This window comes from Sphaerotilus sp. (assembly GCF_034519685.1).
In the GTDB taxonomy this organism is placed as follows: Bacteria; Pseudomonadota; Gammaproteobacteria; order Burkholderiales; family Burkholderiaceae_C; genus Sphaerotilus.
On the sequence record NZ_JAXHOF010000006.1, the window covers coordinates 240,668 to 258,049 of the forward strand.

Here is a 17,382-nt window from a genome sequence, read left to right on the forward strand (position 1 = left end):
ACGAACAGGAGACCGTCCATGGACATGGCCGACACGGCAGTCATTCGCCAGCACCTCATCGACCCCGAGATCTGCATCCGCTGCAACACCTGCGAGGCGATTTGCCCGGTGGGCGCGATCACGCACGATGACCGCAATTACGTGGTCGATGCGGGCAAGTGCAACCTGTGCATGGACTGCATCTCGCCGTGCCCGACGGGGTCGATCGACAACTGGCGCGTGATGCCGCGCGTGCTGGCCTACACGCCCGAGGTGCAGCTGGAGTGGGACGAACTGCCCGCCGAGCTGACGCCCGAGCAACTGGCCGAGGCCGGCGTGGCGGATGGCGCCGCCCCCGACATCGAACCCGCGCCCGTGTCGCTGCCGGCCGCCGCCGATGGCGAGACGGCGTTCAACAGCGCGCAGTTCGGCGCCACGCTGCCGCCCTGGTCGGCCGCGCACCCGTACACCAACCTCTACGGCCCGAAGGCCGCCGAGAAGACGGTCACCGCCACCGTGGTCGGCAACGTGCGCGTCACCGAGGTCGGCCAGCACGCCGGCAGCGACTACGACACGCACCACATCGTGCTCGACTTCGGCGCGATGCCCTTCCCGGTGCTGGAAGGCCAGTCGATCGGCATCGTGCCGCCCGGCGTGGACGACAAGGGCCGTGCCCACCACGCCCGCCAGTACTCGATCGCCAGCCCGCGCAACGGCGAGCGCCCCGGCTACAACAACGTCTCGCTGACCATCAAGCGTGTGCTGGAGGACCACCAGGGCCGCCCGGTGCGCGGCGTGGGCAGCAACTACATGTGCGACCTGCAGGTCGGCGACAAGGTGCAGGTGATCGGCCCGTTCGGCACCAGCTTCCTGATGCCGAACCACCCGAAGTCGCACATCGTCATGATCTGCACCGGCACCGGCTCGGCGCCGATGCGGGCGATGACCGAATGGCGCCGCCGGCTGCGCAGCTCGGGCAAGTTCGAGGGCGGCAAGCTGATGCTGTTCTTCGGCGCCCGTACCCAGGCCGAGCTGCCGTACTTCGGCCCGCTGCAGACGCTGCCGAAGGACTTCATCGACATCAACTTCACCTTCTCGCGCGAGGTTGGCCGCCCCAAGCGCTACGTGCAGGACGCGCTGCGCGAGCGCGCCGCGGACCTGGCGCCGCTGCTGGCCGATCCGAACGCATATTTCTACGTCTGCGGGCTGAAGGCGATGGAGGAGGGCGTCGTGCTGGCGCTGCGCGATCTGGCGACGCAGGCGGGGCTGAACTGGGACACGGTCGGCGCGGCGCTCAAGGCGCAGGGGCGGCTGCACCTGGAAACCTATTGACCAGCCGATCCGCTGGGATGCGGCAAATCCCGCATTGATTATCCGACCGGTCGGTCGACAATGCGGGTCTCCATGAAAGACCTCTGTCCATGTCCGATCCGTACCAGATCCTCTCGCTGACCCGGCCGCGCCCGGGCGTCGCCCAGGTCACCATGTCCCGCCCGGCCGTGTTCAACGCCTTCGACGAGCAGATGATCGCCGAGCTGGACACGGTGTTCACCCAACTGGCGGCCGACGACAGCGTGCGCGTGGTCGTGCTGGCCGGCGAGGGTCGGCATTTCAGCGCCGGTGCCGACCTGCAGTGGATGCAGCGCGCCAGCACCGCCTCGCGCGAATGGAACCTCGAAGACGCCCGCCGCTTCGCCGGCATGCTCGCGCGCATCGCGGCGTGTCCGAAGCCGACGGTGGCGCGGGTGCAGGGCGCGGCCCTCGGCGGCGGCGTGGGGCTGGCGTGTGCGTGTGACATCGCCATCGCGGCGGACAACGCCAGCTTCTCGGTCAGCGAGGCCAAGTTCGGCATCCTGCCCGCCGTCATCGGCCCCTACGTCACCAACGCGGTCGGCAAGCGCCAGGCGCTGCGGCTGGCGCTGACCACCACGCGCATCGCCGCCGCCGAGGCGCTGGCCATCGGCTTGGTGCAGCAGGTGACGACACTCGACGCGCTCAATGTCACCGTGGACGCGACCGTGAAGGAGCTGCTCGCCGGCGGCCCGAACGCCCAGCGCGAGATCAAGACTCTCTTCGCGCAGCTCGACGTCGGCCCGATCACCCCCGAGGCGCGTGAACTCACTGCGCAGACCATCAGCCGCGTGCGGGGCACCGACGAGGCCCGCGAAGGCTTCGCCGCCTTCCTGGGCAAGCGGCCCGCCAACTGGATTCCCCAATGACGATGACTTCGATTCCTGCCCTGAACCTCGCGCCGATGCTGGTCATCGGCGCCGGCATCATGGGCGCCGGCATTGCCCAGGTCGCCGCACAGGCTGGCCACCCGGTGCTGCTGCACGACGCCCGCGAAGGCGCCGCCGCCGAAGCGAAAGCTAGGCTCGCCAAGAGCCTCGACACGCTCGTCGCCAAAGGCAAGCTGACCGCCGACGCGGTCGCGCAGACGCTGGCGCGCATCACGCCGGTCACCGCGATCGAGGAGGCCGCGCCCGTGCGGCTGGTGGTCGAGGCGATCGTCGAGAAGCTCGACGTCAAGCGCGCGCTCTTCAAGCAACTGGAGGGCATCGTCGCCACCGACTGCGTGCTGGCGACCAACACCTCGTCGATTTCGGTCACCGCCATCGCCAACGGGCTGGCGCACCCGGCGCGGCTGGTCGGCATGCACTTCTTCAATCCGGTGCCGCTGATGAAGCTGGTCGAGGTCGTCTCCGGCTTGCAGACCGCGCCGGCCGTCGCCGAGGCGATCTTCGCGCTGTCGAAGACCTGGAGCAAGACGCCGGTTCACGCCAAGTCCACGCCCGGCTTCATCGTCAACCGCATCGCGCGGCCGTATTACGCCGAGACGCTGGCGCTGCTGCTGGAGCAGGCGGCCACGCCGGCGGTGCTCGACGCCTGCCTGCGCGCGGCGGGGTTCCGCATGGGGCCGTGCGAGCTGATGGACCTGATCGGCCACGACACCAACTTCTCGGTGACGCAGTCGGTCTACGAGGCGAATTTCTACGACAAGCGCTTCATGCCGTCGCTGGTGCAGCGCGAGATGGTCGATGGCGGCCTGTTCGGGCGCAAGACCGGGCGGGGCTTCTACGTCTACCCGAACGACGGCGCGGCGCTGCCCGTGGCGGTCCATGGCGCACCGAACACGGCCGGCGAGGTCACCGTGCATGGCATCGGCCCGATCGCCGACGCGCTGGAGCAGGCGGCCACCGCGGCGCTCTCGGCGCAAGGCTGGGGGCCGGCGCGGGTGACGGACAGCGGCTGGACCGGGCTGGCCATCGACGGCGCCCGGCTGATGCTGACCGACGGCCGCTGCGCGGCGCAGGTCGCCGCCGACACCGGCTGCCGCGACGTGGCGGTGTTCGACCGGCCGGTGGTGCTGCCGGTGGCAGCGGGGGCGGCGCTGGCGTATGCGGTGGCCGACAGTGCGTCGCCGGCGTGGCGCGATCAGGCCGCGGCGTGGCTGGCGGCGCTGGGCTTCGCGCCGCTGCCGCTGGCGGACGCACCGGGGCTGGTGGTCGCCCGCACGGTGGCGATGCTCATCAACGAGGCCGCCGACGCGGTGCTGCAGGGCGTGTGCTCGACGGCGGGCGCGGACGCGGCGATGAAGCTCGGTGTCAACTACCCGGCGGGGCCGTTCGAGTGGCTGTCGCGCTGGAGCGCGGGCGAGGTGATCGCGCTGCTGGACGCGCTGGACGCGCACTACCGCGGGGAACGCTACCGCGTCAGCCCCTGGTTGCGCCGCGCCGCCTAAGAGAACGCCAGGCACAGGACACCATGCAATACGCCGAGTTCTTCCCAGGCCAGGTCATCGAGGCTGGCCCGTACCACGTCACCGAGGCCGAGGTGCTGCAGTTCGCCACCGCCTACGACCCGCAGTGGTTCCACACCGACCCCGATGCGGCGGCGCAAGGCCCCTTCGGTGGCCTGATCGCCAGCGGCTGGCACACCTGCGGCATCGCGATGCGGCTGGTGGCGGATGCGGCGCTGGCCGGCTCCGAGTCGTTTGCCTCGCCGGGGCTGGCCTATCTGAAGTGGAAACATCCGGTGCGACCGGGCGACGTGCTGTGCGTGCGTGCCACGGTGCTGGAGACACGCCGCTCGGCGAGCCAGCCGCATCTGGGCATCCTGCGCTGGCGCTGGCAGCTCTTCAACCAGGCGCAGAACCCGTCGGTCGAGGTGCTCGACCTCGAAGCGACCAGCCTGTTCGACCTCAACCGCACCCGACCCGATCCGACCTGACCTGCACTGACCTGCACTGGACCCGACATGACCCACGCCTACATCTGCGACGCGATCCGCACCCCCTTCGGCCGCTACGGCGGCGCCTTGTCGAGCGTGCGCGCCGACGACCTCGGGGCGATCCCGATCAAGGCCTTGATGGCGCGCAACCCGAACGTCGACTGGGCCGCGGTGACGGACGTGCTCTACGGCTGCGCCAACCAGGCCGGCGAGGACAACCGCAACGTGGCGCGCATGTCGGCGCTGCTGGCGGGCTTGCCGATGGAGGTGCCCGGGGCGACGATCAACCGGCTGTGCGGCTCGGGCATGGACGCCGTGGGCAGTGCCGCCCGCGCCATCCGCGCGGGTGAAGCCGGCCTGATGATCGCCGGCGGTGTGGAGAGCATGAGCCGCGCCCCGTTTGTCATGCCCAAGGCTGAATCCGCCTTCAGCCGCAACAACGCGGTCTACGACACGACGATTGGCTGGCGTTTCGTCAACAAACTGATGAAGGCGCAGTACGGCGTGGACTCGATGCCGGAGACGGCGGAGAACGTGGCGACCGACTTCAAGATCGAGCGCGAGGCACAGGACCGCATGGCGCTGCGCTCGCAGCAGAACGCGGTGAAGGCACAGCAGGCGGGGGTCTTCGACAGCGAGATCACGCCGGTGAGCATTGCGCAGAAGAAGGGCGATCCGGTCCTCGTGACCAAGGACGAGCACCCGCGCGACACGAGCCTCGAATCCCTGGCCAAGCTCAAGGGCGTGGTGCGGCCGGACGGCACCGTGACGGCGGGCAATGCGTCGGGCGTGAACGACGGCGCGTGCGCGCTGCTGCTGGCCAACGAGGGCAGCGCCGCCCGCTACGGCCTGACGCCACGGGCGCGGGTGGTGGGCATGGCGACGGCGGGGCTGGCGCCGCGCATCATGGGCTTCGGTCCGGCGCCGGCCACGCGCAAGGTGCTGGCGCTGACCGGGCTGACGCTCGACCAGATGGACGTGATCGAGCTGAACGAGGCGTTCGCGGCGCAGGGGCTGGCGGTGCTGCGCGACCTGGGGCTGGCGGACGACGACGCGCGGGTGAATCCGAACGGCGGCGCGATCGCCCTCGGCCATCCGCTGGGCGCGAGCGGCGCGCGGCTGGTGACGACGGCGGTGAACCAGCTGCACCGCATGGGCGGGCGCTACGCGCTCTGCACGATGTGCATCGGCGTGGGGCAGGGGATCGCGCTCATTGTCGAGCGCGTCTGATCCGGCCTGGCGCCAGCCGCGTCATGGCGTCAGTGCTGGCAGCTTGAACTGTCCCACCTCGTCGCTGAGGTGTCTGGCTTGCTCCGCCAGCGCGTAGGACGCATTGCTGCTCTGCTCCACCAGCATCGCGTTCTGCTGGGTGGACTGGTCCAGTTCGGACACGGCGGTGCTCATCTCGACCATGCTGCGCTGCTGCACGCGGGCGGCTTCGGCGATCTCGTGGATCTGGCGGGCGACCTTGTCGGCGTTGGTCACGATGTTCTGCATGATCTGGCCGGCATCGGTCACGACCGTGGTGCCGTTGCGCACCTGGGTGAGGCTGGAATTCACCAAGGTCTTGATCTCCTTGGCGGCTGTGGCTGAGCGGCCCGCCAGTGCCCGCACTTCGGTGGCCACCACCGCGAAGCCCCGCCCGTGTTCCCCCGCGCGGGATGCTTCGACCGCGGCGTTGAGTGCCAAGATGTTGGTCTGGAACGCGATGCCGTCGATGGCGCTGATGATCTCGCTGATCCGTGTCGAGGCTTGGCGGATGTCCTCCATGGTGCGCACGACTTCGGCGACGACCTTGCCGCCCCGTGCCGCGACCGCTGCGCTGTCCTGGACGCTGCGGGTGGCTGCGTCCACGGTGTTGGTGGCCAGGGCCGCCGCCTCCGCGATGTGCTGCATCGTGGCGGTGGTCTGCTGCAGACTGACGGCGGCCTGCTCGGTGCGCACGGCCAGATCGGCGGCAGCGGTGGCGATCTCGTTGCTGGAGGTGTGGACCTGCGAGGCGCTGTCGATCACGACGCCCACCGTGCGCTGCAGGCTGGTCTGCATCTCGCGCAGGCTCAGCATCAGTTGGGCGGCCTCGTCGGTTCCCCAGGGCCGCGGGGCCGTGGTCAGGTTGCCCTTGCTGATTTCCTGGAGATGGCTGGCGACTTCGTTCAGTCCACCGATCATCACGCGGTAGAACGCCAGCATCAGGTAGAGCGCGATCGTCACGAAGCACAGGCTGATGGCCACCTGCAGGTTGCGGTGGCCGGCCAGCCGGTCGATGCGGGCCTGGAGCCGACGGTCGAGTTCTTCGAGCACCTGTCCGTTCAGCTCGTTCTGCTTGGCCGCCACGGCGTCGCCCAGGCGGGCATAGGTGGCGCGGTCGCCTTGCAGGGAGGCGCCCATGACCTGCTGCTGGACGCTGGACATGAAGGCATCGAACGCCTTGTCCGTGCCCACCATGTCGAACAGCCGTGCGGCAGTCGGGTCCTGGCCGATGCCGATCTGGTAGGAGGACTCGACTTCGTCGTCGATCAGGCGCTGGACGGCCGCCCATCGGGTCATCTGCTCGTGGCGGTGCGGGCTGTTCTCGGCGGTGTGCAGGATGAGCTGTCCCATCGCGTTGATCCGGGCGGTGTTTTCCGTCTGGCGGGGGCCGCGGATCACGGAGACGTTCATCATGTGGAACGTGTCCAGGTCGGGGTCCAGACTGAGCTGCGCGGTGTCGGCGACGCTGGCGACCAGCTTCAGTGCGGCGTCGATCAGGTCGGTGTGGGCCTGCAGGGTGTCGTCCGGCGAGGCCGCCACCGGGGTGTTGCGGAGGGCTTCATGCCGTTGCTGGAATGCGTCGTAGGCCGCCTGGTCCACGAACACGGCGCCGGACTGGTGGTGCTGCACGCGGATCCGCTCGAAAGCCGCGTCCAGCGGCGACTGCAGCGCCGGCAGGTCGGCGGGCTGCAGGGTGGCCGCCAGGCGGCGGGTCTGTGCAAGCTGGATGAAGTCGAGCACTGGCCTGAGGTAGGTCAGCCCTTGGCGTTCGGCCGTGGCCACGGTGATGCCCTGGCCGGCGCTCTGCCAGAGCTGCGCCAGGGTGACGGCCAGCGGGATCATGAACACCAGCGCGATCACGCTGGCCTTGGCCTTGAAACTGGACTGGCGGAACCAGCGCACCCCCGGCGACAGCCAGCCGTGATACCGAAAATACTCGCCCAAGCGACCTGTGTTTTTCATGTTCTGCGTCTTCCGAGTGCACTCAACGTGGTGTCAACTTGGCGACAGCGTAATGACAGGCTTCAGTGGGCGATGCGCCGAAATGGCTGAACGTGTCTCGGCATTTCATGCCGGCCGTCGGCCGTCAGTAGTGCGGCGGCAGTTCGTCCCGCAAGCTTCGGAACACCGGCACGCCGCTGTCACTGGTGCTGTGTCGCCGCAGCGTCTGCACTTCGCGGGCCAGCGCGTCGAGCTGCTGCTGCTGGCGGATGATGATCTGGTTGAGGTGGTCGACCAGGTCCTCGGTGAAGCTGGCCTTGATCTCGAGATCGGTCAGGCGCTGGTCGAGGGCGTGGGGCTGGGGCTGCTGTGGACGTTCCATGGCGCCATTGGACGCCAGATCCGCTGCCGGACATCCCGGGACCATTCAGCTTTGGCGCGGAACCGTCGAATAACGCGCCATGACGACACAGCCGATCCCGCTCCACTGTCGGCCGCTTCGCGTGCTGGCGCCCTTGGTGTTCGTGGCCCTGGTGCCGGTGGCGGCATCCGTGCTGGCGCAGGCACCCCGTCTCGTGCCGGCCGACCACGGCGCGCAGATCCTTGATCCGCACACCGGTCTGGCATGGTCGCGCTGCGTGGAAGGTATGCACTGGAACGGCAAGACCTGCACCGGCCAGCCAGCGCGTGTCAGCCATGCCCAGGCGCTGGCGCTGGCGGCGGCGCGCAAGGACGCGGACGGGTTCGCCTGGCGGCTGCCGCGGGTCACCGAACTGCAGCGGCTGCTGCACCGGTCGGGTCCGCCGCCCGGGCTGGATCCGGTGCTGTTTCCCGCCGCACCCGCCGAGAGCCACTGGGCCATGACCGCCAGCATCGACACGAACATGTCGCCGATCAACCAGTACAACTACGCCAACATCCAGCGTGGTCGCACCGACGAGCACACCACCCAGCTGGCCTTTCTCCATGGCTGGACCGTGAATCCGGCGTCGGGCGAGGCACGCGGCGATGTGCTCAAGCGCACCGAGCTGCCGGTGCGGCTGGTCTGGTCGCTGCAGAACTGACATCATCGCGGCGTCACAAGGAGCCGTTTTCGATGAGCCTCTACGCCTTCCCTCCCGAACCCCAGGTGGCCGTGCCGGTCGCGGGCCGCGACACGCTGTTTCCGGTGCGCCGCCTCTACTGCGTCGGCCGCAACTACGCCGCACACGCCCGCGAGATGGGCTTCGACCCGGACCGCGAGCCGCCGTTCTTCTTCTGCAAGCCCGACAACAGCATCGTCGTCGCGCCGCCGGGGCAGACGGTCGAGTTCCCCTACCCGCCGCAGTCCGCCAACGTCCACCACGAGATCGAGCTGGTCGTGGCGATCGGGCGGGGCGGGCGCGACATCCCGGTCGATCAGGCGCTGCAGCATGTGTTCGGCTACGCCGTCGGGCTGGACATGACCCGGCGCGACCTGCAGTTCAAGATGCGTGACAAGGGCCGCCCGTGGGAACTCGGCAAGGCGTTCGACCAGTCGGCGCCGATCGGGCTGATCCACGCCGCCGAGGACATCGGCCACCCTGCGTCCGGCGCAATCTGGCTGCAGGTCGATGGCGCCGACCGCCAGCGCAGCGACATCGACGCGCTGATCTGGTCGGTGCCCGAGGTGATCGCCAACCTCTCGACCTACTTCGCGCTGCAGCCCGGTGACCTGGTCTACACCGGCACGCCCGAAGGGGTCGGCCCGGTCGAGCGTGGACAGACGATGTGTGGCGGCCTCGACGGGCTGGGCGAGATCCGCGTGCGGGTCGTCTGAACCGGGCGTTGCGCGCCGCTCAGAACCGCGTCTCCGCCCCCGGCGTGCGCATGCGCTGATAAATCTCGCGGGCATGCTGGACCCAGCCGTGGGTGGTCCAGCGGTGGAAGAGGATGCTGCCGCGGATCCATTCGTCGGCGGCGTAGGCGATGAAGATGCCCGGCAGCCCGAAGTACCGGCTCAGCACGACCGAGCCGACGCCAAGCACCAGGATCAGCGAGGCCATGCTCGCGGCCACCGGATAGACCACATCCCCCGTGGACCGCAGCGCGCCCAGCACGACGATGTTGGCCACCCGCCCGGTTTCCAGCGCAAAGGCGATCCACAGCAGGGTCTGCGCTGCGTCGATGATCTCCTGGTCACGCGTGAAGGCCCGCATCAGCCACGGAGCGCTCGCCGCGGCCAGCAGGGCCAATGCCCCGGAGGCGAGCATCCCGTTGCGCAGGCCCTTGCGCACGAGCTGGTGCGCGGTGCGGAACTCGCCCGCGCCGACGAGGTGGCCGACCATGATCTCGCAGGCCCAGCCGATCGACAGGCTCACCAGCATCACGTACTTGAGCGTCTGCAGCGTGTAGGCCTGCGCCGCCAGCGCCGGCACACCGAGCTTGGCCGCCGCCGCCAGCGACATCATGAAACCGATCCGGTAGACCAGCTCCAGCGACGCTGCCGGCACCCCCGTGCGCAGCACCGGCATCAGCGAGCGCACGGGGCAGACCCACCAGTCGCGCTGGTGCGGCACCAGCTTCAGCCGCAGCCGCCAGAAGCGCAGGTGCATGAACAGCCCGATCACCCGGCTGATGAGCAGCCCGACCGCGTAGCCGTACAGGCCCAGCCCGTCCCAGCTGCCCACGCCGCGCATCAGCACGAAGGCCAGCAGCAGGTGCACGCTGTGCATGACCAGCATCACCAGCAGCGTGTCGCGGGCGTGCAGATGGGCGCGCAGGATGGCGGCCATCGTCAGGTTGTAGGCCTCCAGCACCATCGCCAGCGCCAGCACCTGCATGTAAGGCGCCGCCAGCAGGCTGACCCCGAGCGGCGCGTTCAGCACGTCCAGCGTCCACTCGTTGGCCAGCAGCATCCATCCCGCCACGAAGGCGCCCGCCCAGGTGCTCGCCCCCAGCCCGACCAGCGCCGTGCGGCGCGCCGCCTCGGGCCGCTGGCCGCCCACCGCCTGCGTGATGCCCGCGCCGACCCCGATCGCCAGCACGCGGAACAGCACGAACAGCGTCTCCATCACCTGGTTGGCCATGCCGAAGGCACCCGCCGCCACGTCCGACGTCTGCGAGGCCAGCCACAGCCCGGCCATCGCCACGCTCATGCCGACCAGGAATTCACCGAGGATGGGGCCGGCGATGGCGTTCAGGCGTGGGCGGGCATGGGTGTTCATGGCGGCGAGGTCGGGGGAGGGCGGGAGTGCGCGGGCTGGAAGCGGTTCCATCCATTCTGCGGCGTAATCTTCGTGTAACCCAGTGCGGTGTTCCCGCCCAATGGAAAAGTTGGCGAGGGCTTGGTCAGGGGGGGGCGCCGGTGCGACAGATCCTTTGTTGCGATCACGGCTGCAAAAAAGTACAAATCTGTACTTTCCTGTGGCTCATCATGGAAAACACTGAGTCTTCAGTGCAATGGAGTACATGAACAGGCGGCTCAAGTATCGAGACATGCATCACGTCCCACCTATCGTTGCGCCTGTCGAACGGTTCCTTGTTCCTGTTCCACCCCCAAGAGGAGACACCCCATGAAGCTGACGCTCAACGCATCCCTGGCCCTGGCCTTCGGTCTGGCCGCCGGCCTGACGACGATGGCCCAGGCCGCCACCGAACTCGTGGTCGCCACCGTCAACAACGGTCACATGATCGAGATGCAGAAGCTCACCAAGCATTTCGAGTCCGCCAACCCGGACATCAAGGTCAAGTGGGTCACGCTCGAAGAAGGCGTGCTGCGCCAGCGCGTGACCACCGACATCGCCACCAAGGGCGGTCAGTTCGACGTGATGACCATCGGCATGTACGAAACCCCGATCTGGGGCAAGAAGGGCTGGCTGCAGGAACTCAAGACCGACGCCAAGTACGACGCCGACGACATCCTGCCCGCCATGCGCAATGGCCTGTCGGTGGACGGCAAGATGTACGCTGCCCCGTTCTACGGCGAAAGCTCGATGCTGATGTACCGCAAGGATCTGGCCGACAAGGCCGGCATCACCGTCGCGGCCAACCCGACCTGGGCCGACATCAAGACGCTGGCCAGCAAGATCCACGACCCGAAGAACGGCGTGTACGGCATCTGCCTGCGCGGCAAGCCGGGCTGGGGCGACAACATGGCCTTCCTGACCACGCTGGTGAACACCCATGGCGGCCAGTGGTTCGACATGCAGTGGAAGCCGCAGCTGAACTCCAAGCCCTGGAAGGACGCGATCACGTTCTACGTCGACCTGCTGAAGAACTACGGCCCCCCGGGCTCGTCGGCCAACAGCTTCAACGAGATCCTGGCGCTGTACAACGAAGGCAAGTGCGGCATGTGGATCGACGCGACGATCGCCGCCTCCTTCATCACCGACCCGAAGCAGTCCAAGGTCGCCGACAAGGTGGCGTTTGCCCAGGCGCCGACGATGGTCACCCCGAAGGGCGCCAACTGGCTGTGGGCCTGGGCGCTGGCGGTGCCGTCGGGCACCAAGAAGCAGGACGCGGCGCAGAAGTTCGTGAGCTGGGCGACCTCGAAGGAGTACATCGAGCTGGTGGCCAAGACCAACGGCTGGGCCGCAGTGCCGACCGGCACCCGCAAGAGCACCTACGCCAACCCGGCGTTCCAGAAGGCCGCCGTCTTCGCCGCGGCTGAAAAGGCCGCCATCGACAGCGCCAACCCGAACGACTCGACGCTGCCGAAGTCGCCGTATGTGGGCGTGCAGTTCGCCGCGATCCCCGAGTTCCAGGCGATCGGCATCGCGGTGGGCCAGCAGATGAGCGCTGCGCTGGCGGGCAAGACCTCGATCGACGCTGCACTGAAGGCCGGCCAGACCGCCGCCGAGCGCGAGATGAAGAAGGCCGGCTACTACAAGTGATCGGGCGATCCGTCCGACCGCCTGACCGCCTGACAACCGACTCCCTGTGGTGAGGTGAGACCGGGTCGGCGGGTGCGGTGGTGTCGCCACCACCGCACCCCAACCGACCCGCTTTGCCTCGATGCCGCACTCCGCTGGTGGCCTGAATGAACCGACTCCTTCCCCGCGCCCTGATGGCGCCCGCGGTGGTCACGCTCTTCCTGTGGATGATCGTGCCGCTGGTGATGACGCTGTACTTCAGCGTGATCCGCTACAACCTCATGCAGCCTGAGGCCACCGGCTTCATCGGGCTGGAGAACTTCGAATACTTCATCACCGACCCATCGTTCGGCACGTCGGTGGTCAACACGCTGCTGCTGCTGGGCAGCGTGATCGTCATCACCGTGCTGATGGGCGTCGGCATTGCGCTGCTGATCGACGACCCGTTCCCGGGACGCGGCCTGGTGCGCATCCTGCTCATCAGTCCCTTCTTCGTCATGCCGACGGTGAACGCGCTGCTGTGGAAGCACATGATGATGAACCCGATCTACGGCGTGCTCGCCCAGGTCTGGATGTTCTTCGGCGCGCAGCCCGTGGACTGGCTGACAGACTTCCCGCTGTTGAGCGTGATCATCATGGTGTCGTGGCAGTGGCTGCCGTTCGCGACGCTGATCTTCATCACGTCGCTGCAGAGCATGGACCGCGACCAGCTCGAAGCCTCGCGCATGGATGGTGCGACCTACCTGCAGCAGTTGCGCTACCTCTACCTGCCGCACCTCGGGCGCTCCGTCGCGGTGGTGGTGATGATCGAGATGATCTTCCTGCTGAGCGTGTTCGCCGAGATCTACACGACCACGGGCGGCGGCCCGGGCGACGCCAGCACCAACATGGCCTTCCTGATCTTCAAGCAGGCGCTGCTGAACTTCGACGCGGGCGTGGCCTCGGCGGGCGCGCTGTTCGCCGTCGTGCTGGCCAACATCGCGGCGATTTTCCTGATCCGCCTGGTCGGCAAGAACCTCGACAAGTGAGCGACCTCCCCATGGCCCGACCCTCGACTTCCTTTGTTTCCACGCTGACGCCCGCGCTGCTGCTGCGCACGGCAGTGGCCTGGACTGTCACGCTGCTGCTGTTCTTCCCGCTGGGCTGGCTGGTGCTGACGGCGTTCAAGACCGAGCTGCAGTCGATCGCGGTACCGCCGCTGCTGTTCTTCACCCCCACGCTGGAGAACTTCCACGAGGTGCAGGAGCGCAGCGACTACCTGCTCTATGCGCAGAACTCGCTCGTCACCAGCGTGGCCTCGACGCTGCTGGGCCTGCTGCTGGCGGCCCCGGCGGCGTACTCGATGGCCTTCTTCAAGGGCCCGCACACCAAGGACGTGCTGATGTGGATGCTGTCCACGAAGATGATGCCGGCGGTGGGCGCGCTGATGCCGATCTATGTGCTGGCGCAGTGGTCGGGCCTGCTCGACACGCAGCTCGGGCTGATCATCATCTTCACGCTGAGCAACCTGCCGATCATGGTGTGGATGCTGTACTCGGGCTACAAGGACATCCCGCCCGAGATCCTCGAAGCCGCGCGCATGGACGGCGCGACGCTGTGGCAGGAGTTCCGCCAGGTGCTGCTGCCGCTGTCGCTGGGCGGGCTGGCGTCCACGGGGCTGCTGTGCCTGGTGCTGAGCTGGAACGAGGCGTTCTGGAGCCTGACGCTGAGCGCGGCCAAGGCCGGCACGCTGGCGGCGCTGATCGCCAGCTATTCGAGCCCCGAGGGGCTGTTCTGGGCGAAGTTGTCGGCGGCCTCGCTGATGGCCATCGCGCCCATCGTCGTGTTCGGCTGGTTCAGCCAGAAGCAACTGGTGCAGGGCCTGACCTTCGGCGCCGTCAAGTAAGACACGAGAGACAAAAGAGACTCCCATGGCATACCTCCAACTCCAAGGCATCGAGAAGTTCTTCGGCGAGCACCGCGCGATCAAGGGCATCGACCTGTCGATCCAGCAAGGTGAATTCGTGGTCTTCGTCGGCCCGTCGGGCTGTGGCAAGTCGACGCTGCTGCGCCTGATCGCCGGGCTGGAGCGCATCGACGGCGGCAAGCTGCTGCTGGACGGCCGCGACATCACGCACCTGCCGTCCAGCCAGCGCGACCTCGCGATGGTGTTCCAGAGCTACGCGCTCTACCCGCACATGAGCGTCTACGAGAACATGAGCTTCGCGCTCAAGCTCGCGGGTGTTGACCCCAAGGTGATCCGCGAGAAGGTGGAGCGCGCGGCCAAGATCCTGAATCTCACCACCTACCTCGACCGCACCCCGAAGGCGCTGTCCGGCGGCCAGCGTCAGCGCGTGGCGATCGGCCGCGCCATCGTGCGGGCTCCGAAGGTGTTCCTGTTCGACGAGCCGCTGTCGAACCTGGACGCGGCGCTGCGCGGCCAGACGCGGGTGGAGATCGCCAAGCTGCACCGTGACCTCGGCGCGACCACGATCTACGTGACGCACGACCAGGTCGAAGCCATGACGCTGGCCGACCGGATCGTCGTGCTGCGCGACGGGGTGATCGAGCAGGTGGGCACGCCGCTGGAGCTGTACGACAAGCCCGCGAACCAGTTCGTCGCGCAGTTCATCGGCTCGCCGCAGATGAACGTCATTGAAGGCAAGCATGTGCCGACGGTGCCGGGCGTGCCGGCGGGCGGCTTCCTTGGCCTGCGGCCGGAGGACGTGACGCTGCAGCCGGCGGCGCAGGCGAGTGCAGGCGGCCTGCCGGGCACGGTCGAGCTGGTCGAATCACTGGGCGCGGAGACGCTGATCTACGTGAGCACCGACAGCGGCGCGCAACTGGTGGCGCGCCAGGCCACGCGCTCGGCGCTGCGCAACGGTGACCGTGTCGGCATCGTCGTCGAGGCCGCCAACGCGCACCGCTTTGATGCGCAGGGCCGTGCCGCCCGCGCGGTGTGAACAGGGAGGGGGAACCGAATGAACCAAGCTTTCCAGGGAAAAGTCGCGGCCGTCACCGGCTCGGCCTCGGGCATTGGCCGGGCGAGTGCCGAGGCGCTGCTGGCCGGTGGTGCGCGGGTGGTGCTGATCGACCGTGACCCTGTCGGGCTGGCGGCGATGCGGGCACAGCACGGCGACGCCGTCATGCCGCTGGTGCTCGACTTGCTCGACCCGGCGCAGTGCAAGTCGCTGGTGCCGAGCGTGCTCGCGCTCGCCGGCCGGCTCGACATCCTGCACGCCAACGCCGGCCTGTACGTCGGCGGCGATCTGGTGGACGCGGACACCGACGCGATCGACCGGATGCTGCACCTGAACATCAACGTCGTGATGAAAAACGTCCGCGACGCGCTGCCGCACATGATCGCGCGCGGCTCGGGCGACATCCTCGTCACCAGCTCGCTCGCGGCGCATTACCCGACGCCGTGGGAGCCCGTCTACGCCTCGTCGAAATGGGCGATCGACTGCTTCGTGCAGACGACGCGCCGGCAGGTCTTCAAGCACGGCATCCGCGTCGGCGCGATCTCGCCGGGGCCGGTGATGACGGGGCTGCTCGCCGACTGGCCGGCCGACAAGCTCGCCGAGGCGCGCGCGTCGGGCAGCCTGCTCGACCCGGCCGAGGTCGGCGAGGTCATCACCTTCATGCTCACCCGGCCGCGCGGCATGACGATCCGCGATGTCGTGATGATGCCGAGCCACTTTGATCTCTGAGCGATCTCTGACCTTCCGTACAACCTTCACCGACACGACGCCCACCATGAACGTCATCCTGCACCTTGGCCTGGGTTCGTTCCACCGCGCCCACCTGGCCGTCTACCTGCACGCGCTGCGCAAGACGGGCGACACCACATGGCAACTGGCGGGCGGCAACACCCGCCCCGACATGGCCGAGACGATCGCCGCGCTGGCCGCCCAGGGCGGCGCCTACACGCTGGAGACCATCTCCCCGGCGGGTGAGCACCGCTACGAGCGCATCACCTCGATCCGCCAGGTCATCCCCTACACGCCCGACCTCGCCGGCCTCGTCGCGCAAGGCACCAGCGCCGACACCAAGATCATCTCCTTCACCGTCACCGAGGCCGGCTACTACCTCGACGCGCACAACCGCCTCGACCTCGCCACCTTCGCCGACCTGCGCGCCGACCTCGACGCCGCGCGCGCCGGCCAGCCCGGCTCGACGATCTACGCCGCGTTGACCGCTCTCCTGCGCGCCCGCATGGCCAGCGGCGCGGGGCCGGTCACGCTGCTCAACTGCGACAACCTGCGCCACAACGGCGACCGCTCGCGCGGCGGGCTGCTGGAGTTCATCGGCCTCGTCGGCGACACCGCGCTGCTCGACTGGGTGCAGACCCACACCACCAGTCCGAACGCGATGGTGGACCGCATCACGCCGCGCCCGACCCCCGACGTGCGCGAGCGTGTGCTGGCCGCGACCGGCGTGGACGACCCGGCCGCGCTGATGGGCGAGAGCTTCATCCAGTGGGTGATCGAGGACCGCTTCATCGCCGGCCGCCCTGCGTGGGAGGCCGTCGGGGTCGAGATGGTCACCTCGGTGGACGCCTACGAGGAAGCCAAGATCCGCCTGCTCAACGCGACGCACTCGTGCATCGCCTGGGCCGGCACGCTGGTCGGCTACCTCTACATCCACGAGGGCACGCACGACCCGGTGATCCGCCGGATGGCGTTCGACTACGTCACCGACGACGTGATCCCCGTGCTCGACACGCCCGAGCACCCGTGCCCGATCGACCTGCCGGCCTACCGCGACGTGGTGCTCGACCGCTTCGGCAACCCCGCCATCCGCGACACCAACCAGCGCGTGGCGATGGACGGGTTCAGCAAGATCCCTGGCTTCATCGCGCCGACGGTCCGCGAGCGGCTGGCACGCGGCGAGACGATCGACAGCGTGGCGATGCTGCCAGCGCTGTTCCTGGCCTACCTGCAGCGCTGGCACGCGGGGCAGATCCCCTACACCTACCAGGACCAGGCGATGGACCCGGCGGTGGCGTACGCGGTCTGCGACGCGGCGGACCCGGTGGCGGCGTTCTGCGCCGACCGGCCGCTGTGGGGCGAGCTGGCCGGCGACGCGCGGCTGGTCGCGGCCGTGCGCGGGGCCGGCGAGCGGGTCGCGCGCTTCGTGGCCGAACACACCGGGCCCGCTGCCGGATAAG

Annotated in this window: 16 protein-coding genes; 13 read left to right on the forward strand and 3 right to left on the reverse strand. The window is 68.5% G+C overall.

Annotated elements, in window-relative coordinates; genetic code table 11:
- Positions 1 to 18 precede the first annotated feature (18 nt).
- From boxA to pcaF, 5 genes are all read left to right on the forward strand, one after another.
- The gene (gene boxA / locus U5O44_RS12170; protein ID WP_322588734.1) at positions 19 to 1,311 is read left to right on the forward strand and encodes a benzoyl-CoA 2,3-epoxidase subunit BoxA; all 1,293 of its coding nucleotides are present in this window, start codon (positions 19 to 21) and stop codon (positions 1,309 to 1,311) included.
- Positions 1,312 to 1,400: 89 nt separating this feature from the next.
- Entirely contained in the window at positions 1,401 to 2,198 is a 798-nt protein-coding gene (locus tag U5O44_RS12175) for an enoyl-CoA hydratase-related protein (protein ID WP_322588735.1), read from the forward strand.
- The gene (locus tag U5O44_RS12180; protein WP_322588736.1) at positions 2,195 to 3,721 is read left to right on the forward strand and encodes a 3-hydroxyacyl-CoA dehydrogenase; all 1,527 of its coding nucleotides are present in this window, start codon (positions 2,195 to 2,197) and stop codon (positions 3,719 to 3,721) included. The genes U5O44_RS12175 and U5O44_RS12180 overlap by 4 nt, the downstream gene beginning before the upstream one ends.
- A 23-nt stretch (positions 3,722 to 3,744) precedes the next feature.
- Positions 3,745 to 4,209 carry a MaoC family dehydratase gene (locus U5O44_RS12185; protein ID WP_322588737.1) on the forward strand — a complete coding sequence of 155 codons (465 nt, stop codon included), beginning with the start codon at positions 3,745 to 3,747 and terminating at the stop codon, positions 4,207 to 4,209.
- 27 nt (positions 4,210 to 4,236) lie between these two features.
- Complete coding sequence (gene pcaF, locus U5O44_RS12190) at positions 4,237 to 5,439, forward strand: 3-oxoadipyl-CoA thiolase (RefSeq protein WP_322588738.1); 1,203 nt, start codon at positions 4,237 to 4,239, stop codon at positions 5,437 to 5,439.
- Positions 5,440 to 5,460: 21 nt separating this feature from the next.
- Here pcaF and U5O44_RS12195 read toward each other — a convergent pair whose 3' ends face one another.
- On the reverse strand, positions 5,461 to 7,422 hold the full coding sequence (locus U5O44_RS12195; RefSeq protein ID WP_322588739.1) for a methyl-accepting chemotaxis protein: 1,962 nt from the start codon (positions 7,420 to 7,422) through the stop codon (positions 5,461 to 5,463).
- A gap of 124 nt (positions 7,423 to 7,546) precedes the next feature.
- On the reverse strand, positions 7,547 to 7,783 hold the full coding sequence (locus U5O44_RS12200) for a SlyX family protein (RefSeq protein WP_322588740.1): 237 nt from the start codon (positions 7,781 to 7,783) through the stop codon (positions 7,547 to 7,549).
- Positions 7,784 to 7,862: 79 nt separating this feature from the next.
- On the opposite strand from U5O44_RS12200, the gene U5O44_RS12205 reads away from it, so the two are divergent.
- Positions 7,863 to 8,465, forward strand: coding sequence for an Lcl C-terminal domain-containing protein (locus tag U5O44_RS12205; protein ID WP_322588741.1), 603 nt, complete (start codon positions 7,863 to 7,865; stop codon positions 8,463 to 8,465).
- A 32-nt stretch (positions 8,466 to 8,497) separates the two neighbouring features.
- Positions 8,498 to 9,199 (forward strand): fumarylacetoacetate hydrolase family protein, encoded by a 702-nt coding sequence (locus U5O44_RS12210; protein ID WP_322588742.1) that lies wholly within the window; start codon positions 8,498 to 8,500, stop codon positions 9,197 to 9,199.
- Between the two features lie 19 nt (positions 9,200 to 9,218).
- Here the strand turns inward: U5O44_RS12210 and U5O44_RS12215 are convergent, their stop codons facing one another.
- Positions 9,219 to 10,586, reverse strand: a complete 1,368-nt coding sequence (locus U5O44_RS12215; protein WP_322588743.1) for an MATE family efflux transporter — start codon at positions 10,584 to 10,586, stop codon at positions 9,219 to 9,221.
- Between the two features lie 348 nt (positions 10,587 to 10,934).
- Here U5O44_RS12215 and U5O44_RS12220 point away from each other — a divergent pair, with 348 nt between their 5' ends.
- The 6 genes from U5O44_RS12220 to dalD all read left to right on the forward strand — a co-directional run bounded on the left by U5O44_RS12220 (position 10,935) and on the right by dalD (position 17,381).
- Complete coding sequence (locus tag U5O44_RS12220; protein WP_322588744.1) at positions 10,935 to 12,254, forward strand: ABC transporter substrate-binding protein; 1,320 nt, start codon at positions 10,935 to 10,937, stop codon at positions 12,252 to 12,254.
- Positions 12,255 to 12,400: 146 nt separating this feature from the next.
- Positions 12,401 to 13,261 carry a carbohydrate ABC transporter permease gene (locus U5O44_RS12225; protein ID WP_322588745.1) on the forward strand — a complete coding sequence of 287 codons (861 nt, stop codon included), beginning with the start codon at positions 12,401 to 12,403 and terminating at the stop codon, positions 13,259 to 13,261.
- Between the two features lie 11 nt (positions 13,262 to 13,272).
- Positions 13,273 to 14,118 carry a carbohydrate ABC transporter permease gene (locus tag U5O44_RS12230; protein WP_322588746.1) on the forward strand — a complete coding sequence of 282 codons (846 nt, stop codon included), beginning with the start codon at positions 13,273 to 13,275 and terminating at the stop codon, positions 14,116 to 14,118.
- A gap of 25 nt (positions 14,119 to 14,143) precedes the next feature.
- Positions 14,144 to 15,175, forward strand: coding sequence for an ABC transporter ATP-binding protein (locus U5O44_RS12235; protein ID WP_322588747.1), 1,032 nt, complete (start codon positions 14,144 to 14,146; stop codon positions 15,173 to 15,175).
- Positions 15,176 to 15,193: 18 nt separating this feature from the next.
- A complete protein-coding gene (locus tag U5O44_RS12240; protein ID WP_322588748.1) occupies positions 15,194 to 15,922 on the forward strand; it encodes an SDR family oxidoreductase in 729 nt (242 codons plus the stop codon).
- 46 nt (positions 15,923 to 15,968) lie between these two features.
- Entirely contained in the window at positions 15,969 to 17,381 is a 1,413-nt protein-coding gene (dalD, locus tag U5O44_RS12245) for a D-arabinitol 4-dehydrogenase (protein WP_322588749.1), read from the forward strand.
- The last annotated feature ends 1 nt before the right edge of the window (position 17,382 follow it).